Below are 25,481 nucleotides of genomic sequence, written 5' to 3' on the forward strand. Positions count from 1 at the left end.
ACCGGCGCAACTTGCCCGCCCGCAGGCGTCGTCTATGTCCGATTCGGAACCGTCCGAACCCAAGGGCGGCCGGGAGGATTTTAAAACGATGCGATCGCTGTTCATCGCTGCGCTCTGGGCGGGCGTCGCCCTGCCCGCCCTCGTGGCTCCGGCCCTCGCACAGGGTGCGGCGCCGGCCGAGACCAAGGCCAAGGCCGACGACCTGGAGAAGCTGCAGAACCTCCGCAGCACCGACACCCAGGCCGCCCCCGAGATCCCGCAGACCGGCCGCCGCGCCGATGCGATCCGCAAGACGCTCACCAAGATCAAGCTGCCCGACGGCTTCAAGATCGATCTCTACGCCGTGGTGCCGGATGCCCGCGCCATCGCGGTCGGCCCCAATGCCGGCGTGCTGTTCGTCGGCACCCGCAAGACCAAGGTCTACACGGTCACCGACCGCGACAAGGACCGGGTCGCCGACGAGGTCCGGGCCTTCGCGCCGGGCATCGCGTTCAAGATCCCCAACGGCGTCTGCTTCTCGAAGGACGGCGTGCTCACCATCGTGGAGCAGAATCGGGTGCTCGCCTTCCCGGCCGCCGAGTTCTTCTACGAGAATCCGGACGTCGCCGCCGGCATCCTGGTGAAGGAAGGCGCGCTGATCCCGGCCGGGGAAGAGAGCTTCAATCACACCGCCCGGGTCTGCCGGGTGGGTGCGGACGGCAAGACCTACATTGCGCTCGGCCAGCCCTACAACGTGCCGCCGGCCGAGAAGATGGACCTGTACCGGAAGGCCGGCATCGGCGGCATCATCCGCATCGACGCCGACGGCAAGAACCGCGAGGTTTTTGCGACCGGCATCCGCAATTCGGTGGGCATGGACTTCGCCGCCGACAAGTCGCTCTGGTTCACCGACAACCAGGTCGATGGCATGGGCGACGACAAGCCGCCGGGTGAATTGAACCACGCCACCAAGGCGGGCGAGAATTTCGGCTTCCCCTGGTACGGCGGCGGCGCAATCCGCACGGTCGAGTACAAGGAGCAGACCCCGCCCGCCGACGCGGTCGCCCCGGTCGCCGAATTGCCGCCCCACGCGGCCGATCTCGGCATGGCCTTCTACAACGGCAAGCAGTTCCCGGCCTCGTACAAGGGCGGGATCTTCATCGCCGAGCACGGTTCCTGGAACCGCACCGAGCCGGTGGGCGCCCGGGTGATGTTCGCCCCCATGGGCGCGGACGGGAAGCTCGGCGCGGTCAAGCCGTTCGCGGAAGGCTGGCTGACCGGCGACGGCGAGTATCTCGGCCGCCCGGTGGACGTGGCGGTGATGCTCGACGGCTCGCTGCTGGTCTCGGACGATTCCGCCGGGGCGATCTACCGGATCTCCTACGAGAAGTAGCTTTTTGGGACTTGGCGCCTCGCTCCGTGCGAGGCGCCACCGCCGCAAACAGGCGCAGTCCCCCTCTCCCGCACGGGAGAGGGGGACTGCGCCTGTTCCGTTGACCTTTCGTGAAACCGCCTACCGAGCCCAGCCGATGATCCGCCCGCTTCTCCTTCTCGCCGCTCTGCTCGTCCCGCTCTCGGCCCAGGCTGGCGACGCGGCCCTCGGGCGCAAGAAGGCCAGCGCCTGCCAGACCTGCCACGGTATGGACGGGCTCTCGAAGCTGCCGGAGGCGCCGAACCTCGCCGGCCAGGTCGAGCCCTACCTGGTGAAGGCTCTCGGCGAGTACCGCGACGGCAAGCGGCAGAACGAGATCATGAACGTGGTCGCCAAGGAACTGTCGGATGCCGACATCGCGAATCTGGCGGCGTATTACGCGGGCATCAAGATCGACGTGCTGCCGCCGGGGTAGGAGCTTCTCCGGCGCTCCACACCGTCATTGCTTCGTAGTGCTCGCGACGACGGAAGGGACCGTTCGGATTCGATAACTGCACCGGGTCCACCGAGTGACGATTTCGAGCCACGGAGATCCTCCAACCCTCCCCCTCATCCTGAGGTGCTGCGTAGCAGCCTCGAAGGAGCCCTCCAGGGATCGCGCGACTGGCTGGAGGGCTCCTTCGAGGCCTCCGCTGCGCTCCGGCACCTCAGGATGAGGAAAAGGATGGGATAGCCGGTCGAACAGGCTCGCGATCAAAGACAGACCGATAAGGCCAGACGCTGAACCGATCCGCACCGCCCACCCTAGGTTGAGTGCGCGTCACGAAATCAGCACCTCAATCGTCCATCTTCAGCGCCGCGATGAACGCCTCCTGCGGGATCTCCACGCGCCCGAACTGGCGCATCTTCTTCTTGCCTTCCTTCTGCTTGTCCAACAGCTTGCGCTTGCGCGAGATGTCGCCGCCGTAGCACTTGGCGGTGACGTCCTTGGACAGGGCCTTGATCGTCTCGCGGGCGATGATCTTGCCGCCGATCGCCGCCTGGACCGGGATCTGGAACAGGTGGCGGGGGATCAGGTCCTTCAGCTTCTCGCACATGGCCCGGCCGCGCGATTCGGCGCGGGTGCGGTGGACCAGCATCGAGAGGGCGTCCACCGGCTCGGCGTTGACCAGCAGCGACATCTTCACGAGGTCGCCCTCGCGGTAGTCGGAGACGTGGTAGTCGAACGAGGCGTAGCCCTTGGAGATCGATTTCAGCCGGTCGTAGAAATCGAACACCACCTCGTTCAGCGGCAGGTCGTAGACCACCATGGCGCGCTTGCCGACGTAGTTGAGGTCGATCTGGACGCCGCGGCGGTCCTGGCAGAGCTTGAGCACGCCGCCGAGATACTCGTCCGGCGTCAGGATCGTGGCGCGGATCCACGGCTCCTCGATCAGCTCGATCTTCATCACGTCCGGCATGTCGGCCGGGTTGTGCAGCTCTTTGAGCGTGCCGTCGCGCATCTTCAGGCGGTAGACCACCGAGGGCGCGGTGGAGATCAGGTCGAGGTTGAACTCGCGCTCCAGCCGCTCCTGGATGATCTCCAGGTGCAGCAGGCCGAGGAAGCCGCAGCGGAAGCCGAAGCCCAGCGCGGCCGAACTCTCCATCTCGTAGGAGAAGGACGCGTCGTTGAGCCGGAGCCGGCCCATGGCCGCGCGCAGGTTCTCGAACTCGGCGGCGTCCACCGGGAACAGGCCGCAGAATACGACCGCCTGGACTTCCTTGAAGCCCGGCAGCATCGAGGTGGTCTGGCGCTTGTCCTCGGTCAGCGTGTCGCCGACGCGGGTGTCGGCGACTTCCTTGATCGAGCCGGTGAAGAAGCCGACCTCGCCCGGGCCGAGCTCGCCGATCTCGGCCATCTTCGGACGGAACACGCCGATCCGGTCGACGCCGTGGACGGCGTCCGCGCCCATCATCCGGATGGTCATGCCCTTCTTGAGCACACCGTCGATGATGCGCACCAGCACGACGACGCCGAGATAGGCGTCGTACCAGCTGTCCACCAGCAGGGCCTTGAGCGGCGCGCTCCGGTCGCCCTTGGGCGGCGGCAGGCGGGTCACGATCGCCTCCAGCACCGCCTCGATGTTCAGCCCGGTCTTGGCCGAGATCGGCACCGCGTTCGAGGCGTCGAGGCCGATCACCTCCTCGATCTGCTCCTTGACCCGCTCCGGCTCGGCGGCCGGCAGATCGACCTTGTTGAGGACCGGCACGATCTCGTGGTTGGCGTCGAGCGCCTGGTAGACGTTGGCCAGCGTCTGCGCTTCGACGCCCTGGGAGGCATCCACCACCAGCAGCGAGCCCTCGCAGGCGGCGAGCGAGCGCGACACCTCGTAGGCGAAGTCCACGTGGCCGGGCGTGTCCATCAGGTTGAGGATGTAATCCTTGCCGTCCTCGGCCCGGTATTCCAGGCGCACGGTCTGCGCCTTGATGGTGATGCCGCGCTCCTTCTCGATATCCATCGAGTCGAGCATCTGCTCGCTCATGTCGCGCAACGCCACGGTGCCGGTGGCCTGGATCAGCCGATCCGCCAGGGTCGATTTGCCGTGGTCGATATGCGCGACGATCGAGAAGTTGCGGATGTTGTCGATCGGGGTTGTCATCGGCATTCCGTTCGGGCGCGCGACGGCGCGCACCGTCTGACGTCTGGGCATGTTCGGATGGGTCGGCTCACGCGCGAGATAGCAGTGCCGCGCAGACGCGCCAAGCGCGGGGGCCGACCCGCTGCGACCGAGGGGCCAGAACGACGAAGCGGGAGCCAGTACGAACCGGCCCCCGCCCGTCGGCAGTGCTCCGCCGATGCCGGCGGCTATGACGAGCGTTCAGCGGCCGCGGTCGCGGATCAGGCGCTCGATCTCGGCCTCGCCGTGGGTCCGGGCCTTCGACTCAGTCGGGTGCTTCCGATCCGAGCGCTGGTGCAGCTTGCCGTGCTTGCGGATGCTCCACTGGAACATCGCGCCGCTTTCGCCGACCGGCTGCACATCGAGGCTGAAGGGATAGGTGTCTGTCTGGATCTCGCTCATCGCGCGGATATGGTGCACCGGGCGGCACTTCGCCATGCCCCGGGGTGATCTCCCGCCCCCGATGTCCCCCGCTCAGGCCCCGCCGCGCGCCTGCGCCGCCATGGCGACGAGGTGCCTGCGCAGGCCGCCCATGTCGGAGACGCGCTCGGGAAAGACCACCCGCGCCGTCCGGTCGCCGGCCATCAGGTCGAGCCCCTCCGGGTCCAGCCCGCTCAAACGCCACGGCAGCCCAGCCTCCGCACCCGCCGCGGCGGCGTAAAGCGCCAGCGCGTCGGAGTGGTCGGCGTTCATGTGCTCGACCGCCCCGGCCTCGCCAGCGACCACGGCCTCCGCCCCGGTGAGGTCGAGGAGCAATTCTTCGCGGGTCAACGTGGCGGCCTTCGCGAAACCGCCGTTCAGGTGTCCAGACTTCGCGGTCACTGCGAAGAACCCGAAATCCGGAAAGTCGGCGTAGAGCTTGGCCTTCGGATGGCGGGCCACGAAACGCGCCCGCGCCCGCGCCGCCTCGGTCTGCACGGCGGTGCCGACCACGGTGAGCCGCGGATGCGCCAACGGATCGCCCTTGCCGCCCTGCGAGAACAGCAGCGAGCACCGCGGATCCGCCAGCAGGTTGCGGGTGTGGGCCGAGAGCCGCGACAGCAGCATCAGCGGCGTGCCGTCCTGGTCGGTGGCGATCGTCACCAGCGACGCGAACGGCGTCCCCTCCGAATCGAGGGTCGCCAGTGCCCCGGAACGGATGCTCCGCAGCAGCATCCGCGACAACCCGATGGCGTCGAACGGCGCCTCGCCCGCGGGCAGCGGACGGGCCATTTCGCGCTGTTCCGACGCAGTGGTACTCGTCTCGCCCATCCGGTCGCTCCCGTTTTTCACCGCTGCCGCACGCCCGCCACCGTAGCGGCGCACCGCTTCCCGCACGAGCGCCCGGACCCGCGTCAGATCGGCCTTTATGGCCAAGCTATGACCGCCGCTCGCTTTTTCCGATCGGCCGTACTAAAGCACCTGTCCCGTTGCGCGAACCGGGCGGCGCCGAAACCGGCCCGGTTCGCGCTTCCGCCTGCCCCTCGGGGGCCGGGATGGAGCGCGGCCCGCGCGAACAGCCGGGACCGCGCTTGAGCCCGTTCAGTCAGGGATCGCGCATGCCAACCATCGCCCTCGTCGACGACGACCGGAATATCCTGACCTCCGTGTCGATCGCGCTTGAGACCGAAGGCTATCGCATCCAGACCTACACCGACGGCGCCTCCGCCCTCGACGGTCTGCGGCACTCCCCGCCGGACCTCGCGATCTTCGACATCAAGATGCCGCGCATGGACGGGATGGAGCTTCTCCGCCGCCTGCGGCAGAAATCCGACCTCCCGGTGATCTTCCTGACCTCGAAGGACGAGGAGATCGACGAGCTGTTCGGTCTCAAGATGGGCGCGGACGACTTCATCCATAAGCCGTTCTCGCAGCGCCTTCTGGTGGAGCGCGTGAAGGCGGTGCTGCGCCGCTTCGCCAAGGAGCCGGCGGGCGCCACCCCAAGGGGCGAGGCCGAGGTCGCGGCCCGCTCGCTGGAGCGCGGCTCGCTGATGATGGATCCGGAGCGCCACACCTGCACCTGGAAGGGTGAGCCGGTGACCCTCACGGTCACGGAATTCCTGATCCTGCAGGCGCTGGCCCACCGCCCGGGCGTCGTGAAGAGCCGCAACGCCCTCATGGATGCCGCCTACGACGATCAGGTCTACGTCGACGACCGCACCATCGACAGCCACATCAAACGCCTGCGCAAGAAGTTCAAAGTGACCGACCAGGCCTTCGACATGATCGAGACGCTGTACGGCGTCGGCTACCGGTTCAAGGAGGCGTGATCTAAAAGGATCCGCCACGTGACCGGCCAGACCCCCGCCCAAGCCGAGGACGCCCCACCGCGCCCCTCGTTCACCCAGCTCCTGTCCCGACCGCTGACCTGGCCGCGCGCCCTCTGGGATGCGATCGGCCAGCGCGCGTCGTCGAGCCTGACGCGTCGCATCGTCGTGCTCAACCTCGTCGGGTTGATCGCGCTGCTCGTCGGGTTCCTCTACCTGAATCAGTTCCGGCAGGGCCTGATCCAGGCCCGGATCCAGAGCCTGGCGATCCAGGGCGAGATCATCGCGGGCGCCATCGCGGCCTCCGCGTCGGTCGACACCGACACCATCCAGATCGACCCCGACAAGCTGCTCCAGCAGCAGGCTGGGGAGCCCACCGAGGAGGAATCGCAGCCTCTGGCCTTCTCGCTCAACCCCGAGAAGGTGGCGCCGCTGCTGTCCCGCCTGGTCACCCCCACGGGCAACCGTGCCCGGGTCTATGACCAGGAGGGCGGCCTGCTGTTCGACACCCGGACCCTGTTCAAGCGCGGGGATGCCGGCCGCAACGACACGATCGCGGCAAAGCCCCACAAAGCGGGCATGCTGGAATCCGCTTTCCAGGCGGTCCAGACTAAGCTCAGCGCCCTCATCGGCGGCCGAGGCGCTCAACCCGAGGAGACGGGGCCGGTGAACGGCCATTCGCTCCGCGAGGTCCAGGCGGCGCTCACCGGCAATCGCGGCAGCCTGGTCCGCCGCAACGCCCTGGGCGAGACCACCGTCTCGGTGGCCGTGCCGATCCACCGTGCCGGCTCGGTGCGAGGCGCGCTCCTGATCTCCACGCAAGGGGACGCCATCGACCGGGTGATCGCCTCGGAGCGCTTCGGTCTCCTGCAGGTGTTCCTGGTCGCCTCGGCTGTCATGGTGGTGCTCTCGGCGTTGCTGGCCGGCGCCATCGCAGGGCCGGTCCGGCGGCTGGCCGAGGCTGCCGAAAAGGTCCGCATGGGGATCAAGACCCGCGAAGAGATCCCCGACTTTACCCAGCGCACGGACGAGATCGGCCACCTTTCCGGGGCCCTGCGGGACATGACCCAGGCGCTCTACCGGCGCATCGACGCCATCGAAAGCTTCGCCGCCGATGTCAGCCATGAGCTGAAGAACCCGCTGACGTCCCTGCGCAGCGCGGTCGAGACGCTGCCGCTGGCGAAGTCCGATGATTCGCGCGGCCGCCTGATGGCGATCATCCAGCACGATGTGAAGCGCCTCGACCGGCTGATCAGCGACATCGCCGACGCTTCGCGGCTCGACGCCGAACTTGCCCGCGCAGAGGCACGCCGGGTCGATCTCAAGAAGCTGCTGTCCACGGTCGTCTCGGTGGCGAACGAGCGGAGACGCCCGAAAGATTGCCTGATCCAGCTCGACGTCGAGCCGATCGCCGATCAGGATGCACCCTTCACGGTGATCGGCCACGACAGCCGGCTTGGTCAGGTCGTCAACAACCTTCTCGACAATGCCCGCTCGTTCTCGCCCACCGAGGCGAAGGTCCGGGTGGCCCTGCGCCGGGTCCGCGGCGAGGTCGAGCTGGTTTGCGAGGACGAGGGACCCGGCATTCCGGAGCACGCCCTGGAGCGCATCTTCGAGCGCTTCTACACCGATCGGCCCGAGCAGGGGTTCGGGCAGAATTCGGGGCTCGGGCTGTCGATCTCGCGCCAGATCGTTCAGGCCCACCGTGGGACGATCCGAGCCGAGAACCGACCCGGTGCACCGGACGAGGACGGCGAGCCCACGGTGCGCGGCGCCCGCTTCACCGTTCGCCTCCCGGCCGCACCGCGGCAGCTCCACGCCTGATGACGACCCTCCACGCTTCCTGCGTGACCTTGGGTGGGGCCGGCATCCTGATTCGCGGTCCGTCCGGCTCTGGAAAGTCGAGCTTGGCGGTTCTCATCGCCGCGGAGGCGGATGGGGCCTTCGTGGCAGACGACCGGGTGGTGTGCGACCGACGGGCCGATACGCTTGTCGCCCGGTCCCATGAGGTATCGGCGGGACATGTCGAGATCCGAGGGCAGGGCATTCTATCGGCAGCGGACCTTGGATTGCCGCTCAGCTACGAGGCGCATCTACGCCTCTCGGTCGATCTCGTTGACGAACAACCTCGGTTGCCCGATCCACCGGGCGATGCCCACATTCTCGACGTGCCGTTACCGCGCTTGGTCCTCGACGCCGCAGTGCGACGGGCGGGATTATCGATGTTGCTGATTCGTGCCGCGCTGCGAAAGTCCAGTCCGTGACTTCGCAGCCGCACAGGTCATCGATTCGCGTCACGGTGGTGAGACCCCATGGCGCCGAAGGGGCCCGCGTGGCATGATCGTTCTAATGTCCGAGCAAAAACGTCGCGATCGCCTTGTTGGGACCTGTGCATTGCACAACATGGCGGCAGACAGAGGACGTTGGAACACGTGTCGATGATTGGCATGGTGCTCGTCACTCACGGGCTGCTGGCGACCGAATTCAAGGCCGCTCTGGAGCACGTGGTCGGCCCGCAGGATCAGATCGAGACGATCACGATCGGGCCGGAAGACGATATGGAATTGCGGCGCCGGGACATCATGTCGGCGGTCTGTCGCGTGAACACCGGCGACGGTGTGGTGGTGCTCACCGACATGTTCGGTGGCACGCCCTCGAACCTTGCGCTCTCGTGTATGAACGGCGGCTCGGTCGAGGTGGTGGCGGGGATCAACCTGCCGATGCTGATCAAGTTAGCGAGCGTCCGTGACGAGGAAAACCTCAGCGACGCCGTCCTTCACGCCCAGGAAGCCGGGCGCAAATACATCAACGTCGCTTCCCGCGTCCTGGCCGGGAAATAAAGCTTTTCAGCCGTCGAGGACTACGGCCGTTGTGGCAGGCTGGCGGCTCGTCGCGGTGATGCCCGCCGAGGCAAGAATCACAAGCCCGATGGCCAGCCACTGAACGATGCCGAGGCGCTCACCCAAAAGAGCGAAGCCCGCGCAGGCGGCCACGGCAGGCTCCAGGCTCATCAGGACGCCGAAACGTTTCCGATCCAGGCGGCGCAGCGCAAACATCTCGAGCGAGTAGGGCAGGGCGCTGGACATAAGCGCTACCGTGAGACCGGCGACCAGGATACCGGGGGCGAACAGGTCAAGACCGGCTTCCGTCAGGCCGAATGGTGCTGCGACCACCGCCGCGACCAGCATGCCCAGCGAGACTGCCTGACCGCCGTCGATCCGTCCCGCACGTTGGCCGAACAAGATGTAGAGCGCCCAGGCCAGAGCCGCCCCGAGCGCCAGGACGACGCCGAGCGGGTCCAAGGAGCTCGTCGATGCGACCGGCAGAAGCAGGCCGAGTCCCAGTACCGCGACCCCGATCCACAGGAAGTCAGACCTGCGACGGGACGCGATCAGCGCAATGGCGAGCGGCCCTGCGAACTCGATCGCCACCGCCGGCCCGAGCGGCAAACGGGCGATGGCCAGGTAGAACAGGACGTTCATCAGCCCCAGGCTGATCCCGTAGAGCGCGATCCATCCGGCATCGCGCCCCGACAGGCTGCGCCGCCACGGACGCCAGACCGCGATCAGCATCACGGCCGAGAAGCCGACTCGCAGAGACGCCGTCCCGGCCGCTCCGACGACGGGGAACAGGCTCTTGGCGACCGTGGCTCCGAACTGGAGGGAGATCATCCCGGCCACCAGCGCGATGACGGGGAGGAGAGCCGCATCCGGCCGCCACCCCGAGCGCGTGATCACAGGATGAATCGGCTCAGGTCCGCGTTGGCAGCCAGATCCTCGACCCGGGCACGGACATAGGCGGCGTCGATCGGCACGGTCTCTCCGGACCGGTCGGTGGCGGTGAAGGAGATCTCATCGATCACCCGCTCCAGAACGGTCTGCAGGCGGCGGGCGCCGATGTTCTCGACCGACGAATTCACCTCGACGGCGACTCGGGCCAGCGCGTCCACGGCGTCGTCGGTGAACGTGAGGGTCACGCCCTCCGTCTCCATCAGCGCCACCGTCTGCTTGAGCAGGCTCGCTTCCGTGGACGTCAGGATCTGGCGGAAGTCGTCCACCGTCAGCGGCTGCAGCTCGACCCGGATCGGCAGACGGCCCTGGAGTTCCGGCAGGAGGTCGGAGGGCTTCGAGACATGGAACGCTCCCGAGGCGATGAACAGCACGTGGTCGGTCTTCACCGGGCCGTGCTTCGTCGCGACCGTCGTACCCTCGATCAGGGGCAGCAGGTCGCGCTGTACGCCTTCGCGGGAGACGTCCCCGGAGGAGCGGCCCTCACGGGTGCAGATCTTGTCGATCTCATCGAGGAAGACGATGCCGTTGTTCTCGACTTCACGGATCGCGTCGCGGATCAGCGCGTCGTCGTCGACCAGCTTGTCGGATTCCTCGGCCAGCAGCGGCGCGTAGGCATCTCGAACCAGGATACGGCGCGGCTTGCCGCGCTGCCCGCCCAGCGCCTTGCCGAGCACGTCCCCGATGTTGATCGCCCCCATGGAGGCCCCCGGCATGCCGGGGATCTCGAACATCGGCAGACCCGACGGGGCACCCGAGGCCAGCTCCAGCTCGACTTCCTTGTCGTCGAGTTCGCTATCACGCAGCTTGCGCCGGAAGCTGTCGCGGGTCGCCTGGCTGGCGGTGGGCCCGACCAGGGCGTCGAGGATCCGATTCTCGGCCGCCGCCTCTGCCTTGGCTTTGACGGTCTCGCGCTTCGCCTGTCGGGTCAGGCCGATCGCCACCTCCACGAGATCGCGGATGATCTGCTCGACGTCACGGCCGACATAGCCGACCTCGGTGAATTTGGTGGCCTCGATCTTCAGGAACGGGGCATTGGCCAGCCTGGCGAGGCGGCGGGCGATCTCGGTCTTGCCGCAGCCGGTCGGCCCGATCATCAGGATGTTTTTGGGCGCGACCTCCTCGCGAAGCGGCCCCGTGAGCTGCTGGCGACGCCAGCGATTGCGGAGCGCGATCGCGACGGCGCGCTTGGCGTCGTGCTGCCCGACGATGAAGCGATCGAGTTCGGACACGATCTCGCGGGGAGAGAACGTCGTCAACGCTGTGCCATCCTTGTTGTCCCGGCCTGGCCGACGCAACCGCAGGCCTGGGCCGGGAATGGGGTCGCGGCGCGCGCGACGCAAGAGGCCGGGCGCGGCCTGGGGCGTGCGTCGCCCCGTCTCAGTGACCCGCCAGCGACGGTGCGGCGTCGGGCTTGTCGTGCTTGCCGAAGCGTTCGACCAGCGTCGCACTGGCAGCGTTCAGGCCGATCACGTCGACGGTCCGCCCACGGGTCCGGGCCTTCAGGACGACGCGGTCTAGCGCGGCCACCGCCGAGATGTCCCAGAAATGCGCGTCCTGCAGGTCGATCACGAGGCGGTCCACCGGCTCCAGCACGTCGATCGCCTCCGAGAAGGTGCCGGCCGAGGCGAAGAAGACCTGCCCGGCCACCCGATAGGTCCGGGTCCGGCCGTCTTCCGAGAGCGTGGAGGTCACCTGGCTCAGCCGCGAGACCTTGCCGGCGAAGAACACGCCGGAGAGGAGCACGCCGGCGAGCACACCCTGCGCCAGATCCTTGGTGGCGACCACGACCAGGACGGTCGCCAGCATCACGGCCGAGGACGGCAGCGGGTTCGTGCGCAGCTGCGCCAGCGACCGCCACGAGAAGGTATTCAGCGAGACCATGATCATCACCGCCGTCAGGGCCGCGACCGGTACCACACCCAGCAGATCCTGAAGGGCCACCAGGAGCAGCAGCAGGAAGGCGCCCGCCACCAGCGTGGACAGGCGGCCGCGAGCCCCCGAGGTGACGTTGATCACCGACTGCCCGATCATCGCGCAGCCGCCCATGCCGCCGAACACCGCGGAGGCCATGTTGGCGACGCCCTGGCCCATGCATTCCCGGTTCTTGTCGCTGGCGGTGTCGGTCATGTCGTCGACGATCTGCGCGGTGAGCAGGCTTTCCAGCAGGCCGACGGCGGCGAGCGTCGCCGCGTAGGGCAGCAGGATGCGCAGGGTCTCGAAGGTCAGCGGCACGTCCGGCAGCGCGAAGCTCGGCAGCGTCGAGGGCAGAGCGCCCAGATGCGAGACGGTGCGCACGTCGAGGTGGAAGATCGCCGTCACTGCGGTCAGCACCGCGATCGCCACGAGGGGCGAGGGGACGGCCCGGGTGATCCGCGGGAAACCGTAGATGATCGCGAGGCCCAAGGCGATCAATCCGTAGGTCGCCGGCGTAACGCCCGTAAGCTCGGGCATTTGCGCCAGGAAGATCAGGATCGCCAGCGCGTTGACGAAGCCGGTCATGACCGATTGCGAGACGAACCGCATCAGCCGGCCGAGTTTGAGCAGGCCGGCGAGGATCTGGATCACGCCCATCAGGACGGTGGCGGCGAACAGGTATTGAACCCCGTGCTCGCGCACGAGATCGACCATCACCACCGCGGTCGCGGCGGTCGCGGCCGAGATCATGGCCGGCCGCCCCCCCGCGAAGGCGATCGTGCAGGCGATGACCACCGAGGCGTAGAGCCCGACCTTGGGATCGACCCCGGCGATGACCGAGAAGCCGATCGCCTCCGGGATCAGCGCCAGGGCGACGACGACGCCCGACAGGGTATCGCCGCGGATATTGGACACCCACGACCCGAGAGGGCCGCCGGTTCCGGATGAACTGCGTTGCATGGTGATGAGAATCCGCACGAGACGCGCGTCCGCTCGAACGGCGGATCAACGGGCGTCTCGGATGCGTGGTCCGGCGGATCGGCGGCCGGAAGAGCCACCCGGGCTTTCACCGGGTCCTTGCGAATGGCACGACCCTACGGGGCATCGCACTGCGATGCAACATTCAGGCGGCGTCAGGCCGCTCGCACCTGCGCTACGAAACCCGCGACCTCGTTCCCCAGGCCATCCGAACGGCGGGCGATGTCGGCCGCCGCATCGAGTACCCTGCCGGCGCTGGCGCCGGCCTCGTGGGCGGCGTCCAACACCATCGACATGGTCTCGGTCACGGCGCGGGTGCCGCTGGCAGCCTCGGCGATGCTGCGGGCAATCTCCTGGGTGGCGACCTGCTGTTGCTCGACGGCCGCCGCCACGCCCAGCGCGATGCCGTGGACCTGCTCGATCGTGCCGCCGATCTCTTCGATGGCCACGACGGCCGCATGGGTCGCCGCACGCATCGCGTCGATCTGGCCGGCGATCTCGTCCGTAGCCCTGGCGGTCTGAGTCGCCAGCGCCTTCACCTCGGTGGCGACCACGGCGAAACCACGCCCCGACTCGCCGGCCCGGGCCGCCTCGATCGTCGCGTTGAGGGCGAGCAGATTTGTCTGTCCCGCGATGGTCGAGATCAGTGATACGATCCGCCCGATGCCGTCGGCACTCCGAGCAAGTGCCTGGACACTGGCGCGGGTCCGTTTGGCGGCCTCGACGGCGCCAGCGGCAGCGTCGGACGTCTGTGAAACCTGGACGCCGATCTCACTCGCGGTGGCGGCGAGTTCCTCCGTGGCGGCGGCGACCGCCTCGACATTGTGCGCGGTGGTCTCGGCGGCGCGGGTCACGACGCGCGACTGCTCGTCGGTGCGCTCGGCATTGCCCGCCATGGCGGCAGCGGCGCGTTCCATGCCGGTGGCGGCGCCGACGAGGTGGTGAACCAAGCCACCGATGCTGCCCTCGAACTGGTCTGCAAGCCCGACCATCTCGGTGCGCTTGCGGGTCACCGCCTCCGCGCCCAAGCGCTCGCGCTCCTGCCGCAGACCGTCGGCTTCCCGCATCGTCCCCGCGAAGACCTGCATACTGGCCCAGATCGCCCCGATCTCGTCGCGACGCGGATGCACATCCGGCAGCGAGTGGTCGCCCCGCGACAGGCGTTGGATCGCCTCGGACACGGCCCGGAGCGGCCGGGCGATCTGGCGCTGGCCGACTAGGAGGCCGAGCCCGCAGCACGCCACTGTGCCGAGCAGCGCCAGCGCGAACACCAGGAGCGTCCGCGCCTGGAAGAGGTCGCGGGTCTCGGCCTTGACCGCGGCCATCTCGGCCCGGCCGCCCATGACCAGGGCATCGATGCTCGCCTGGAACGCCCTGCGGTTGGACTGGTTGGCCTCGTTGAAGCCCAGATCGGCGGCGGCGCGGGGACCGGCTTCCACGCCGGCGGTGGCCAGCGCAGCCCGCAAGGTCCGGAAGGCGTCGGCGTTCCGCGCCATCGCGTCGAAGAGCGGGCGTTCCTGCTCCGTCACCCGGGGCGCCCAGTCGGCCCGCAGGACATCCATTGCCGCCAAGCCCTTGCGGATGCCGGCGGCGTATTTCGTAGCCTCGGTCCGGTCGGCCGAGGCGTAGACGCCGCGGGAATCCATTGTCACCTCGGCAACGAGGCGGTTGAAGTTTGCGGCATTCAGCGCGCGGACCGAGGCATCCTCGACCTGTGTCAGTGCGTGCTCGAAGCGCTGCAGGGTCGCGACGCTGATGCCCGCGACGACGAGCGTCGTCAGGCTGCAGGCTGCGACGAAGCCCAGGATCTTGCCACCGATCTTCATGCCGTTTCCACCCAGGGCTTTGCGGAACGATTGTGCCGGTGACGAATCAAAGCTCCGTTAAGGTGCAGTCTGCTGGCAAGCTGATGCGATTCGGATCGCCGGTCCGCGGGGTCATTCGACCGGCAGATCGGCATCTTATCCTGTTCATTAAACGTCGAAAACCGTCTCGCCCCTCGTCGCACCAGCCTACTTCACCGCAACCAGGCGATTATACCGCGGGCGCATGAACCTTCTGCATCACGCCTGATCGAGGGCCTCGATAACCAGGTTGCCGTTGGTGTAGACGCAAATCTCAGCGGCGATCGTCATGGCTTTACGCACGATCGCTTCCGCGTCGAGATCGCTATCCTCGAGGGCGCGGGCGGCTGCCAGGGCGTAGTTTCCGCCCGAACCGATCGCCATGACGCCGGTTTCCGGCTCCAGCACGTCTCCGGAACCCGAGAGCAACAGGCTGACGTCGCGGTCAGCCACCACCATCATCGCTTCGAGGCGGCGGAGGTAGCGGTCGGTACGCCAATCCTTGGTGAGTTCGACGCAGGCGCGCGTCAGTTGGCCGGGATACTGCTCCAGCTTGGCTTCGAGGCGCTCGAACAGCGTGAAGGCATCGGCGGTCGCCCCGGCGAAGCCCCCGATCACCGCGCCCTTGGCGAGGCGTCGCACCTTGCGGGCGTTTCCTTTGACGATGGTTTGGCCAAGGCTGACCTGCCCGTCGCCCCCAACCACGACGCGCCCGCCCTTGCGGACCATCAGGATCGTGGTGGCGTGCATCTGGGGCACGGAGCCCCGGTCGTCGTACCTGAATGCGTCCTGGCTCAAAGTTCGGCTCCGATCTCGGTCCGCGCCGAGATGGGGAGCTTTATCGGCCGCGTCCAGCCATCGGACGTCCGCCCCGACGATAGGACGTTCGCTTCCGTCGTGTCGGGGGGCTTGCGACGGTGCGGAGCTCTACTCCGCGACCGCCTCGGCGGTCTGCACGGGACCGGCGTCGTGCAGGATCGATTCGGCCGCCGCCTGAGCCAGCAGGGCGTAGCCACCATCGGCCATGTGGAGGCCGTCTGAGGCGAAGAGCTGCTTGGCGGTGAGCTTCCCCTCGCGGACCCAGCCGTGCATCAGGTCGGCCCGACGGATGACCGGCACGTCGAGTTCCGTCCCGATCGCCCGCACCGCATCCCGGAACCGGGACGAGCCGGGTGTCGAATCCAGTTTCGGACACCATTGCGGTTCCATCAGCACCACGTCGATGCCGGCTTCCCGAATCCGACGGATCGCGACGGCGGTCGCCTCGTGGAAATGCTCGATGGAGACGCCGCGCAGCGGATCGTTGCTGCCGGTCTGCCAGATGACGAGCTGCGGCTCGGCCGCGATCACGTCGCGGTCCAGGCGCTTCAGCATGTCGTCGACATGCTCGCCGCCGATGCCGCGATTGATGACGGCGACCTCCATGCCGCGGAGCTTCTTGCGCAGGTTGACCTGCAAGCGGGCCGGATAAGCGTTGGCCGGGCTCGAGGCACCGATGCCCTCGGTCGAAGACGACCCGAACGCAACGATCTTGAGCGGCGCGCCGATGGCGATCTGCCGTGCGACGTGTGGGAGATCCGGACTGTCGCTCAGGTCGATGCCGAGCATGTCCAATGAATCAGGCAGGAGATCCGCGTAGGCGAGAACCGCGGTGGGGACCAACAGCAGGCCGCACAGAACCAATACATCCCGCCAGCGCTTTCGGCGCAGCTTAGCGGGCGTGACGGATGTCAGGTTCTGGGACACGGGACCGATTGCTCCGCCACTCGTCAATGACCGATACAATCTGACACAGGCACTTGAAAAGAGCGGTTCCGTACGCGCCTTTAAGATGATGTGAATTCGTAACACAAAATTAAATGCGAGACGTCGCCGGACCCGAGCCGGCCGGCGTCTCGCCTCTGCGCGACCGGCGTCAACCAGCCGGCGGGGACAGCACGAGTTTGCCCACGAAGGGTGCATTGCGCTTGTTGTTCGCGGTGCAGGCGTAGCTGTGCTCCCCGGCGTCGAGGGTGCGCAGTTTCAGAGTGCCGCGGCCGTTGGCTTTGACGGTGTAGCCCTTCTCGCTCATTACATGGACGAGGTCGCCGTCGGCGTGCAGCAGGTGTCCCTGTTCGAACTGTCCGGGTGCCGTGAGTGTCACTGGGACATTGGCCTCGCTCACCACCTTCAGCACCACGTCGGTGTTGGCGGGCAGGCGCAGATCGGCCGGCGCGCAGACCGGTTTGTCATCCTGAAGCGTGATGGTCAGCTCGACGGGCGGCATCACCGCGCTGGCGGGTTTGCCGAGCTGCGGGTTGTCCTCGGCGTCGGCTGGACCGGCGAGAAGGCTAGCCAGGGCAGCAGCGATTAGGATCTTCTGCAAGGTCTTGGTTCTCCGCCTCGACCCGCAGCCGGAGCATCGTCCCGAGGGCCAGGCGCCGGCTCTCGCAGGAAGACGACGCTCCGTTCCATCCAGTGATCCTCGCACTGTATTAAATATTCACAGCGAGGATCAAAGCGCGCGGGTCTCTCGCTGGTAATGAGATGAAGGAGCCTGGGTTCCGGTGCGCGACGCCGTGGCTCAAGGTGGCTTTTCGAATACGCCGATGACGTTGTGTGCCCCGCCAAGATGACAAAATCGAACCGTTTATTATCCCGGGTGCAGATTTCGGCACGATCGATGCGATCGGGCATAACGGGTCTCCGGATGGGTGGCGGGATCCTGGTGCTGGGCTTCGAGGGCGGAGTCCGGATCGGCTGCGAGCCTCATCTGCCATCCCATGGTCGATCGCTTGCGCATCGCGATTCTCACGCACTCGACCAACCCCCGCGGGGGCGTGGTCCACGCCCTGGCGCTCGGCGAGGCTCTGTGCGACCTCGGGCATGAGGCGGTGGTCCACGCCCCCGACCCGACCGGTCGCGGCTTCTTTCGGGATGCACGCTGTCCCGTGGTCTCGGTCACAGCCAAACCAATCGCCGAACCGACGGTCGCGCTGGTCCAGTCACGGATCGCTGATTACCTGTCTCATTTCTCGACGCCGGCGGCCTGCGACTTCGACATCTTCCATGCGAATTGCGGCATCAGCGGCAACGCGCTGGCGACCCTGACGCGGCGCCGCCTGATCCCCGGCTTCGTCCGCACGGTCCACCACATCGATACGCTGACAGATCCGCAGATGAGCCAGTGGCAGGAGCGGGCGATCGTCGATGCCGGGCGTCTGCTCTGCCTGAGCTCGTCCTGGGCCAAGGCCCTTGCGGCCGAATATGGCGCGCGGGCCGACGTGGTCGGCAGCGGCGTGGATGGTACCGTCTACACCCCTGAGCCGTCGCCCGGCGATCCGGCGCTGCGTGAGCGCATCGGCATCGGGCCCGGGCCGGTCTTCCTCAGCGTCGGCGGGTTCGAGGCGCGAAAGAACACGCTGGCGATCATCGCGGCCTTCGCGCGCCTACGCAGTGATATCCCGGCCGCACAGCTCGTGATCGCGGGGGGCGTTTCGCTCCTCGACCATGCCGGCTACGAAGCCCGGTGCTACGCCGCCCTGGAGCGCGAAGGCCTGGAGGTCGGTCCCGGCAAGCCGGTCATCCGGACAGGGCCGATCGCTCAGGCGGATATGCCTGGCCTCTACCGCATCGCAGATACGCTGGTGTTTCCATCCCCACGGGGAGGCTACGGCCTATGCGTTCTGGAGGCGATGGCCAGCGGTACCGCCGTCATCGTCTCGGCACCGTCGCCCTTCGCTGAACAGCCGAACGTCGCAGCGGCCCTCGCAGTCCAGCCCGACGATCCCGAAGCGATCGCCGCCGCCATGCAGGCGAGCCTCGACCCGTCCCGGCACGCTCGCCTGCGCGCCAACGGTCTCGAGGTCGCCCGGGCCCACACCTGGGACGCCTGCGCCGCACGTCACCTGCCGACCTACGCGTCGTTCGCCCCCGGTCCGGCCCCGCTTTCGGCGATCGCCACGGGATCCGCCGCCTGGAACACCACCCGGATCGCGGGCGATGCCTGAGATGCGTTTCCATATCCGATGGCCGGACGGCAGCCGCGAGGCCTGCTATTCGCCGTCGTTGGTCATCAAGGTCCATTCGGCGGTCGGTCAGGACTACGTCCTGGACGAGTTCCTGGCACCGATCCGGCTCGCCCTCGGCAGCGCCAGCGACAAGGTCCGTGAGCGGTACGGATTTCCTGCGGGCGGGTAGAGCCGCAACTGGCCCGGATCGAGGAGGCCGCGCGTCGTCAGGTGCCGGGCACGGTGCATGTCGAGGCGTTCGAGGAATGATGAATTCGAGATCGGCTCATGGCGCAGGCGGGGCGACCTGATCGAGGCTCGCTGCGTAAAGCTGCGCCAACCCGTGTCGAACCGACACAGCGCGGATCGCGGTTCAGGCGGCGTTCCCAGATAACCCGATCTAATCACACCAGGCGCAACCGATGATCGTCCGGATCGCCACGGCTCTCTTCGTGATGACCATCCCCGCAGCGGCCCAGACGCGCCCGTCGAGCACGGAAATGACCTGCCAGCAGACCGTCCGGCTGGTCCAGGCCCGCGGCGCCCTGGTCCTCGGGACCGGCGGCCAGACCTACGATCGGTTCGTCCGGGACCGGTCGTTCTGCGAGCCGACCGAGATCGCGCGGCGCGCCTTCCGGCCGACCCGCGACAACCCGACCTGCCCGATCGGCTACACCTGCTACGAACCCGGTGCCGACGATTGGCCCGGCGAGGGTTTCTAGAACATCCTCCCGAGAGCCGATTGCCGCTTTCGAGATGACGGTGATGCGCTGGCTCGCGCGGTTATGGACTGCGGACCTCAGCGACCGCCCGCCGCTTCCTCCAGGGTCACGATCACGCGCCGGTCCCCCGCCCTGCGGCTGAAGCCCGCGGCATCCAGGTGCTCGAGAAGCGGGATCGAGTACTTTCGCGAGATCCCGAGTGCCGCCCCGGCTTCCCGCGCCAGAAATCCGGTTTCCGGCGTCGTCGCGTTCGGGAATGCCTCCGCCAGCCGCGTGCGGGCGACCGAGACCGCATCGCGGTGGAACAGCACGGCCCGGCGCTGCACCCGGTCGATGGCGCGGATCACCGTGCCGGCGCCGACGAGATAGGTCAGCGCCTCCCGGCGCCTGACATCACGGCCGACCGCCTCGGTTTCATCGGGCGGATTGAGTCCGGCCCGGCGGAACAGCTGCTCGAGCTTGCGCGCGGTCTCGCTCTCGTTGCGGGCCGGATCGAAATCGGACCTGCGCCAGAGTGCGCCGGCCTGAACCGTGCCCCCCGTGCCGGCGAGATCGCGCAGGACCAAGCTTGTCAGGACTTCAGGAATCGACAGCAGCCGGGCGAGGCGCTCCAGCGGGATGCCGTGCTCCATCGGGTTGTCCCGGTGATACTCGCTGAGCGCCGCCAACGCTGCGGCGCGCAGCGCCGCGAAGGCGGGAGCCCCGATGAAGCCGTCGCCGATCGCCCGGGCGCCGGAGGCCGTAAGGATCTGGCGGACCCGCTCGGTTCCGATGCCGGCTGCGCGGGCGAGTTCCGGCAGGGTCGCCCCCGCTGCACCGGCCTGCGACAGCCGGACCGTCACGGCGACCGCCGGCTTCCCGGTCGCCAGCGCGCTGAAGTCGGCCAACACCCTGGCATCGTGCCGCCGCCGCCGACGGCTCACCGGATCGAGTACGCGGCCGCCGGCCACGGTCGCGGGCGGGGAATCGAGGCGGAGCACGAACGGCTCGCGAGCCGGCACGGTGATCGGCTCGGCGAGGTGCAACTGCGCCGGTGCGGTCGCGCCCGGTTCCAGCGTGTCGCGGTCCAGCAAGCGCAGGCGGGCCTCGACCTCGGTGGTCCCGAACAGGAGCCGGCATGCGCTGCCGCCGGGCAGCACCGCATCCGCACTGGCCGCAGCGGTCAGCGCCACGTCGAGCCAGTGCGACGGCGCCAGCAATCCGGGCACCGTCAGGGCCTGACCGCGCGCGATCTCGTCGAGACCGACGCCGCGCAGGGCTACGGCGGTCCGTCGTCCGGGCTCGGCGCGCTCGACCGGGCGTCCGTGGATCTGAAGGCTTCGCACCACCGCGCTGCGGCCGCCGGGCACAATCTCCAGGGTGTCGCCGATTGCGAGCGGCCCGCGCCGGAGGGTCCCGGTCACCACCGTGCCGAAGCCCGGACGGGTGAAGACCCGATCCACTGGCAGATACGGGAACCCGTCGTCGACACCGGTTTCCGCATCGGCGAGCAAATCGGCCAAGGCGCGGGCCAGATCCTCGACTCCGGTGCCGGCGTGCGTGGAGGTGGCGATCACCGGCCCTGCGACGATCCCGGCCCGGGAGGCGGCGGCGGCAATCTCCGCTGACCGCGTGGCGATCGCCTCGGGCGAGGCCAGATCAGCTTTCGTCAGCGCCAGCACGCCGCGGCGGACACCGATCAGCCGGGCGATCTCCAGGTGCTCGACCGTCTGCGGCTTGATCCCTTCGTTGGCATCCACCGCGAGCAGGACGGCACGCATGCCGGTGGCACCGGAGACCATGGCGCGGACGAAGCGCTCGTGACCCGGCAGGTCGACGAGGTCGATCTCGCCCTGCGCGCTCGTCAGCAACGCGAAGCCCGGTACGATGGAGACCCCGCGGTCCCGCTCTTCCTTGAGCCTGTCCGTTTCGACTCCCGTGAGCGCCCGGACCAGGGCCGTCTTGCCGTGGTCCACATGCCCGATCACGCCGACCAGAAGTGTCTTCAAGGAAGTCACCGACCCGATTGTCTCCGCGTTGATGCCGTCCACGCAGCGCGCACCGCACTCACAGCGAGGGATTTCGTCTCGCTGAACCAACGTTGCGCGTTCGCCGCCCACCGGTCGAGGTCGTCACGCTGGAGGCAGATGAGTTGTGGACAATCGGGTTTGCCACGGCATTCCGGATTGGGAAAGCGTAAAAGTGAAGCGACTCAATACGCATGCCACGGACCGCTTCGGCCGATACCGTGGATACCCGGTGCAACCTCATATGCGTGCCGGGCGCCGGATCGGCACGATCGTGCACGTCCGATCAAGGACTTAGGGGTGGCCCCGATTGCCAGAAAGTCCGGATCGGCCCTAGATCGGCTTTCACGACGCCCGGATGCAAACCGGTGGGCGCCCCGCCGAGTTAAGAACCGGACGTTTCGAAGAGGAGAGCATGAGCGAGACCGATAGCCACGCCGTGGCCGCCCCCCGCGAGATTGAGCTGAAGCTCGATTGCGCGGGTCCCGACCTGACCGCGCTGGCGGCCCATCCCCGGCTTCAGGGATCCGAAGGCTCCGAGCCCGAACTCCTCGTCAGCAGCTATTACGATACCGCGGAACAGGATCTGCGCGCCGCCGGATTGACCCTGCGGGTCCGCAACCAAGGCGACCGCCACATCCAGACCGTGAAGGCCGGGAAGGGCGGTGTCGGATTGTTCGACCGGTCCGAGTGGGAGACCGAGATCGCGGGCGAGACGCCCGATCCCGCGGCCTGGGCCGAGACTGCAGCGGACAAGGTCCTGCGCAAGGCGGACGCGCCCCTGGTGAAGCTGTTCTCGACGGTGGTCACGCGTCGGGTCATCCCGGTTCTGCAGGGCACCTCGCGCATCCTGGTCACTCTGGATGAAGGTCGGGTCGAAAGCCCGGCCGGCGATACCCCGATTTGCGAGGTCGAACTCGAGCTCGCCGACGGCGAGCCCGCCGACCTGTTCGCCCTGGCACAGCATCTGGCCGAGACCGTTCCGCTGCGCCTGAGCGCCACCGCCAAGAGCAGCCGCGGCTTCGCCCTGGTCGACGCGACCAGCCCGTCCTCGGTCAAGGCCGAGCCGGTGGTGCTGCCCGAGGGGGCGAGCGTCGGCGACGTCTTCCGCCGGGTGGCCCGCGCCTGCCTGCGCCACCTGCGCCTTAACGAGACCGCGTTCCTTGCGGGCCATGCGCCGGAGGCCCTGCACCAGATGCGCGTCTCGCTGCGGCGCCTGCGCTCGGCCCTGTCGCTGTTCGCCCCCATGCTGGAGACCGACCCACGCGCGGCCACCTTCGGCGACGAGATCAAGCGCGTCACCGAACCGTTCGGGCATGCCCGCAACCTCGACGTGTTCCTCGGTCATACCCTGCCGAACCTCGCCAAGGAGCGCCCGGACGACACCGACCTCACCGCCGTGCGCGAGCTGGCCGAGGCCGAGCGCGCCAAAGCCTACGACGCAGTCCTGGCGATCCTGGAGAGCCCGCAATGGCGCGGCCTGATCATCGACTTCGCCGGCTGGGTCGAGGCTGGGTCTTGGGCGGTCCAGGATGCCGCCGCCGAGGACGGCAGCACCTTCGCGGCGCGCGTCCTGGATCGGGCCCGCGAGCGTCTGAAGAAGCGCGGCCGGGGCTTGAAGAAGCTCGATCCGCACACCCGCCACCGGGCACGGATCGCCGCGAAGAAACTGCGCTACGGCGCCGAATTCTTCGCGGGGCTCTACACGCAAAAGAAGGCGCGGCGTCGCCAGGACAAGTTCGGCACCGCGCTCTCGGACCTGCAGGATCACCTCGGCGCGCTGAACGACCTGGAGACGGCGCGCACGATGATGGAGAGCCTGGGCGGGGCGCCGATGCCCGGTCCGGACGACGCGAGCACCCGGGAGCTTCTGATCGAGGCCGCGGAGGCGCGCGCCGAGCTGCTGGACGTGAAGCCGTTCTGGCGTTGACAGACGCTGCCTGACCCTGCGTTTCCCGGCCGAGACGGCGGATCCGTGCCCGATTGCGATCGGGTCCGGCACGGATCTCGCGACGCTTCGTCGATCGGAATGCCGGCCTGGGCCGACGTCCCGGGCGAGGAGCGCGGATGGCCCATGCCTATCGGTTCGGGATGGAGGAAGAGTTCTTCCTCGCCGACGCCCGCACGCGCGGCTCGCCGCGAGCCCGGCTGAAGGCGTTCCACGCAGCCGTCAAGGCGCGGCTGGACACAGTCGAGCGTGAGCAACTCCAGTGTCAGATCGAGATCGCCTCACCCCCGACCGACGACACCGAAGCGGCGCGGGGCCATCTGGCGGAGCAGCGCCGGAGGCTCTCTGAAATCGGTTCTGAGCGCGAAATCCTGCCTTTCGCGGCCGGGACGCATCCGACGGCCCGGTGGCGGGACCAATCTGCCACCGACAAGGCCCGCTACCACGGCATCATGGCCGACCTGCGAATGGTCGGGCAACGCAACCTCGTCTGCGGACTGCACGTCCATGTCGAGGTACCGGATCCCGACACCCGCATCGACCTCATGGGGCGGCTGCTGCCGTTCCTGCCGGTGCTGCTCGCGCTCTCGAGCTCCTCGCCGTTCTGGCAGGGCGAACGGACCGGGATGGCCGGCTATCGGACTCGCGCCTACGCCGAGTTGCCCCGCACCGGCCTGCCGGAACTCTTTGCCGGCCCGGCCGACTACGCCCGCTACGTCGACGTGATGACCCGCAGCGGCGCCATCGCGGATGCGACCTTCCTGTGGTGGCAGATCCGCCCGTCCCTCAAATATCCGACTCTCGAGCTGCGCGTCGCAGACAGCTGCCCTCGCCTCGACGACGGACTCTGCATCGCCAGCCTGTTCCGCTGCCTGGTGCGTCGGGTGGTCCGGGACCAAACACGCCATGCCGGGATGACGGCCGCATCCCGGGGCTTCATCCGTGAGAACCTGTGGCGGGCCGAACGCGACGGGGTGAAGGCCAAGCTGATCGACGAGGCGCGGGAGCAGGCGGTGCCGATGACCGAGACGGTCGAGACATTGCTCGAGGAGACGGCAGAGGATGCCGAAGCGCTCGGCTGCGCGGAGGCCTGCGCGCACGCCCGGACCATCGTGGCGGAAGGATCGAGCGCCGATCGACAGCTCGCGATCTTCTCCGCAGCCCGCAAACGCGGGGCCCGGGAACGCGAGGCCCTGTCGGCGGTGGTGGATCTTCTCGCCCAGGAAACCGCCGCCGGACCGGCGAGCGCGGTTGGGGCCACGCGCGCACCGTCCCGACGGCGTTGAACAGGAACCGGGCGCGCCCGAGGGGGGGATGGCAGGCCCGGGATCTGTCCGACCGCGCTGGGGACGCGGTTGAATGCATGATTCACAGACGGATGTTGCTGGCGAATTTCTGGTGCTAGCCTATTGCGAAGAGCCGGTCGCAGATCCGAACCGCGTCGCGTTGACCAAGCGCCTCACAGCCCCTTCCTTCGCGACCGCGGTCTGCTATCCCTCCCGCTCCGGCGGACATCCTCGAATATTCGGCATGAGCCTTCTGAGCGACATTTTCGGCCATGTCGGCCGTACCGTGACAGCCTATGCGGGCGACAAGGCGCTGATGCTCGCGGCTGTCTCGGCCGCCGCCAACGTCATCGTCGCCGACGGCGAGGTGGCGAGCGAGGAGTTCGACACGGCCCTGCACGGTCTGCGCGCCGATCCGGTCCTGGTGAAGGGCTACGACGCGCTGATGCTGGAGACGGAGCTGTACGAAGGGATCGCTCGGGCCCGCACCCGTCTCGGCCGGGCCGAGAATCTCCGCCATGTTGCCGCCGTCGCGGATCGGCCGATGAGCCAGCGGGAGAACGTCTTCCTGATCGCCGCCGACGTCGCCGACCAGGACGGGATCAGCGGCATCGAAGCGAACGCCCTGGGCGAGATCGCCATCGCGCTGCAGGTCGACGGCGAGGCATTGTTGCGCGCCAATCCGGTACGCCGGCCTCCGGTCTGATCCCGCCGGCTGGCATCACCGTTGCTCCGGGCCGGCCCATCGC

22 protein-coding genes, 1 pseudogene and 1 other annotated feature are annotated in these 25,481 nt (G+C 68.1%); of the genes and pseudogenes, 12 read left to right on the top strand and 11 right to left on the bottom strand.

The features are described 5' to 3' along the window. Positions 1–88 precede the first annotated feature (88 nt). Entirely contained in the window at positions 89–1,372 is a 1,284-nt protein-coding gene (locus AC0IY0_RS06345; RefSeq protein WP_471763336.1) for a PQQ-dependent sugar dehydrogenase, read from the top strand. Positions 1,373–1,508: 136 nt separating this feature from the next. Further along, positions 1,509–1,826, top strand: coding sequence for a c-type cytochrome (locus tag AC0IY0_RS06350; protein WP_471763337.1), 318 nt, complete (start codon positions 1,509–1,511; stop codon positions 1,824–1,826). A 361-nt stretch (positions 1,827–2,187) separates the two neighbouring features. Here the strand turns inward: AC0IY0_RS06350 and lepA are convergent, their stop codons facing one another. The 3 genes from lepA to AC0IY0_RS06365 form a co-directional block, all read right to left on the bottom strand. Continuing rightward, the gene (gene lepA, locus AC0IY0_RS06355; RefSeq protein ID WP_147938642.1) at positions 2,188–3,990 is read right to left on the bottom strand and encodes a translation elongation factor 4; all 1,803 of its coding nucleotides are present in this window, start codon (positions 3,988–3,990) and stop codon (positions 2,188–2,190) included. A 219-nt stretch (positions 3,991–4,209) separates the two neighbouring features. Continuing rightward, positions 4,210–4,446 carry a hypothetical protein gene (locus AC0IY0_RS06360; protein ID WP_246692206.1) on the bottom strand — a complete coding sequence of 79 codons (237 nt, stop codon included), beginning with the start codon at positions 4,444–4,446 and terminating at the stop codon, positions 4,210–4,212. 36 nt (positions 4,447–4,482) lie between these two features. Then, on the bottom strand, positions 4,483–5,259 hold the full coding sequence (locus AC0IY0_RS06365; protein WP_471763338.1) for a HugZ family pyridoxamine 5'-phosphate oxidase: 777 nt from the start codon (positions 5,257–5,259) through the stop codon (positions 4,483–4,485). Positions 5,260–5,546: 287 nt separating this feature from the next. On the opposite strand from AC0IY0_RS06365, the gene AC0IY0_RS06370 reads away from it, so the two are divergent. From AC0IY0_RS06370 to AC0IY0_RS06385, 4 genes are all read left to right on the top strand, one after another. Then, positions 5,547–6,257 carry a response regulator transcription factor gene (locus AC0IY0_RS06370; RefSeq protein ID WP_147907053.1) on the top strand — a complete coding sequence of 237 codons (711 nt, stop codon included), beginning with the start codon at positions 5,547–5,549 and terminating at the stop codon, positions 6,255–6,257. 81 nt (positions 6,258–6,338) lie between these two features. Next, positions 6,339–8,078 (top strand): stimulus-sensing domain-containing protein, encoded by a 1,740-nt coding sequence (locus AC0IY0_RS06375; protein ID WP_419830013.1) that lies wholly within the window; start codon positions 6,339–6,341, stop codon positions 8,076–8,078. Then, positions 8,078–8,518: an HPr kinase/phosphorylase gene (locus tag AC0IY0_RS06380; protein WP_471763339.1), complete on the top strand. Its 441-nt coding sequence runs from the start codon at positions 8,078–8,080 to the stop codon at positions 8,516–8,518. Before AC0IY0_RS06375 ends, AC0IY0_RS06380 begins: the two co-directional genes overlap by 1 nt. A gap of 174 nt (positions 8,519–8,692) precedes the next feature. Continuing rightward, positions 8,693–9,094, top strand: a complete 402-nt coding sequence (locus tag AC0IY0_RS06385; protein ID WP_147853550.1) for a PTS sugar transporter subunit IIA — start codon at positions 8,693–8,695, stop codon at positions 9,092–9,094. A 6-nt stretch (positions 9,095–9,100) separates the two neighbouring features. On the opposite strand, the gene AC0IY0_RS06390 is transcribed toward AC0IY0_RS06385, so the two are convergent. The 7 genes from AC0IY0_RS06390 to AC0IY0_RS06420 form a co-directional block, all read right to left on the bottom strand. After that, positions 9,101–9,925, bottom strand: coding sequence for an EamA family transporter (locus AC0IY0_RS06390; RefSeq protein ID WP_147938884.1), 825 nt, complete (start codon positions 9,923–9,925; stop codon positions 9,101–9,103). 62 nt (positions 9,926–9,987) lie between these two features. After that, positions 9,988–11,301: an ATP-dependent protease ATPase subunit HslU gene (hslU, locus tag AC0IY0_RS06395; RefSeq protein WP_147907056.1), complete on the bottom strand. Its 1,314-nt coding sequence runs from the start codon at positions 11,299–11,301 to the stop codon at positions 9,988–9,990. Between the two features lie 121 nt (positions 11,302–11,422). Next, a complete protein-coding gene (locus AC0IY0_RS06400) occupies positions 11,423–12,919 on the bottom strand; it encodes a SulP family inorganic anion transporter (protein WP_471763340.1) in 1,497 nt (498 codons plus the stop codon). A gap of 64 nt (positions 12,920–12,983) precedes the next feature. Beyond that, positions 12,984–13,039: a sequence feature (sul1 is cis-regulatory element that is thought to sense ions involved in sulfur or methionine metabolism; They are found in Alphaproteobacteria), on the bottom strand. 53 nt (positions 13,040–13,092) lie between these two features. Further along, positions 13,093–14,763, bottom strand: coding sequence for a methyl-accepting chemotaxis protein (locus AC0IY0_RS06405; protein ID WP_471763341.1), 1,671 nt, complete (start codon positions 14,761–14,763; stop codon positions 13,093–13,095). A gap of 237 nt (positions 14,764–15,000) precedes the next feature. Beyond that, positions 15,001–15,531, bottom strand: coding sequence for an ATP-dependent protease subunit HslV (gene hslV, locus AC0IY0_RS06410; RefSeq protein WP_147938843.1), 531 nt, complete (start codon positions 15,529–15,531; stop codon positions 15,001–15,003). Between the two features lie 177 nt (positions 15,532–15,708). Further along, positions 15,709–16,527 carry an SGNH/GDSL hydrolase family protein gene (locus AC0IY0_RS06415; protein WP_147907060.1) on the bottom strand — a complete coding sequence of 273 codons (819 nt, stop codon included), beginning with the start codon at positions 16,525–16,527 and terminating at the stop codon, positions 15,709–15,711. Positions 16,528–16,696: 169 nt separating this feature from the next. Then, positions 16,697–17,146 carry a cupredoxin domain-containing protein gene (locus AC0IY0_RS06420; RefSeq protein WP_147907061.1) on the bottom strand — a complete coding sequence of 150 codons (450 nt, stop codon included), beginning with the start codon at positions 17,144–17,146 and terminating at the stop codon, positions 16,697–16,699. Between the two features lie 397 nt (positions 17,147–17,543). Here AC0IY0_RS06420 and AC0IY0_RS06425 point away from each other — a divergent pair, with 397 nt between their 5' ends. The 3 genes and pseudogenes from AC0IY0_RS06425 to AC0IY0_RS06435 all read left to right on the top strand — a co-directional run bounded on the left by AC0IY0_RS06425 (position 17,544) and on the right by AC0IY0_RS06435 (position 19,492). Beyond that, on the top strand, positions 17,544–18,770 hold the full coding sequence (locus AC0IY0_RS06425; protein ID WP_471763342.1) for an MSMEG_0565 family glycosyltransferase: 1,227 nt from the start codon (positions 17,544–17,546) through the stop codon (positions 18,768–18,770). Then, positions 18,763–19,040, top strand: a pseudogene (locus AC0IY0_RS06430) (MSMEG_0570 family nitrogen starvation response protein). Before AC0IY0_RS06425 ends, AC0IY0_RS06430 begins: the two are co-directional and overlap by 8 nt. Positions 19,041–19,192: 152 nt before the next feature. Continuing rightward, complete coding sequence (locus tag AC0IY0_RS06435; RefSeq protein ID WP_471763343.1) at positions 19,193–19,492, top strand: hypothetical protein; 300 nt, start codon at positions 19,193–19,195, stop codon at positions 19,490–19,492. Positions 19,493–19,569: 77 nt separating this feature from the next. Here the strand turns inward: AC0IY0_RS06435 and selB are convergent, their stop codons facing one another. Beyond that, positions 19,570–21,522, bottom strand: coding sequence for a selenocysteine-specific translation elongation factor (selB, locus tag AC0IY0_RS06440; RefSeq protein ID WP_471763344.1), 1,953 nt, complete (start codon positions 21,520–21,522; stop codon positions 19,570–19,572). Between the two features lie 391 nt (positions 21,523–21,913). Between selB and AC0IY0_RS06445 the strand changes: the two genes are divergently transcribed. The 3 genes from AC0IY0_RS06445 to AC0IY0_RS06455 all read left to right on the top strand — a co-directional run bounded on the left by AC0IY0_RS06445 (position 21,914) and on the right by AC0IY0_RS06455 (position 25,438). Beyond that, positions 21,914–23,428, top strand: coding sequence for a CYTH and CHAD domain-containing protein (locus AC0IY0_RS06445; RefSeq protein WP_471763345.1), 1,515 nt, complete (start codon positions 21,914–21,916; stop codon positions 23,426–23,428). 137 nt (positions 23,429–23,565) lie between these two features. Beyond that, entirely contained in the window at positions 23,566–24,732 is a 1,167-nt protein-coding gene (locus tag AC0IY0_RS06450) for a carboxylate-amine ligase (protein ID WP_147907066.1), read from the top strand. Positions 24,733–24,976: 244 nt separating this feature from the next. After that, positions 24,977–25,438 (top strand): tellurite resistance TerB family protein, encoded by a 462-nt coding sequence (locus AC0IY0_RS06455; protein WP_147907067.1) that lies wholly within the window; start codon positions 24,977–24,979, stop codon positions 25,436–25,438. Positions 25,439–25,481: the final 43 nt, after the last annotated feature.

Source organism: Methylobacterium sp. AC315 (assembly GCF_979253755.1).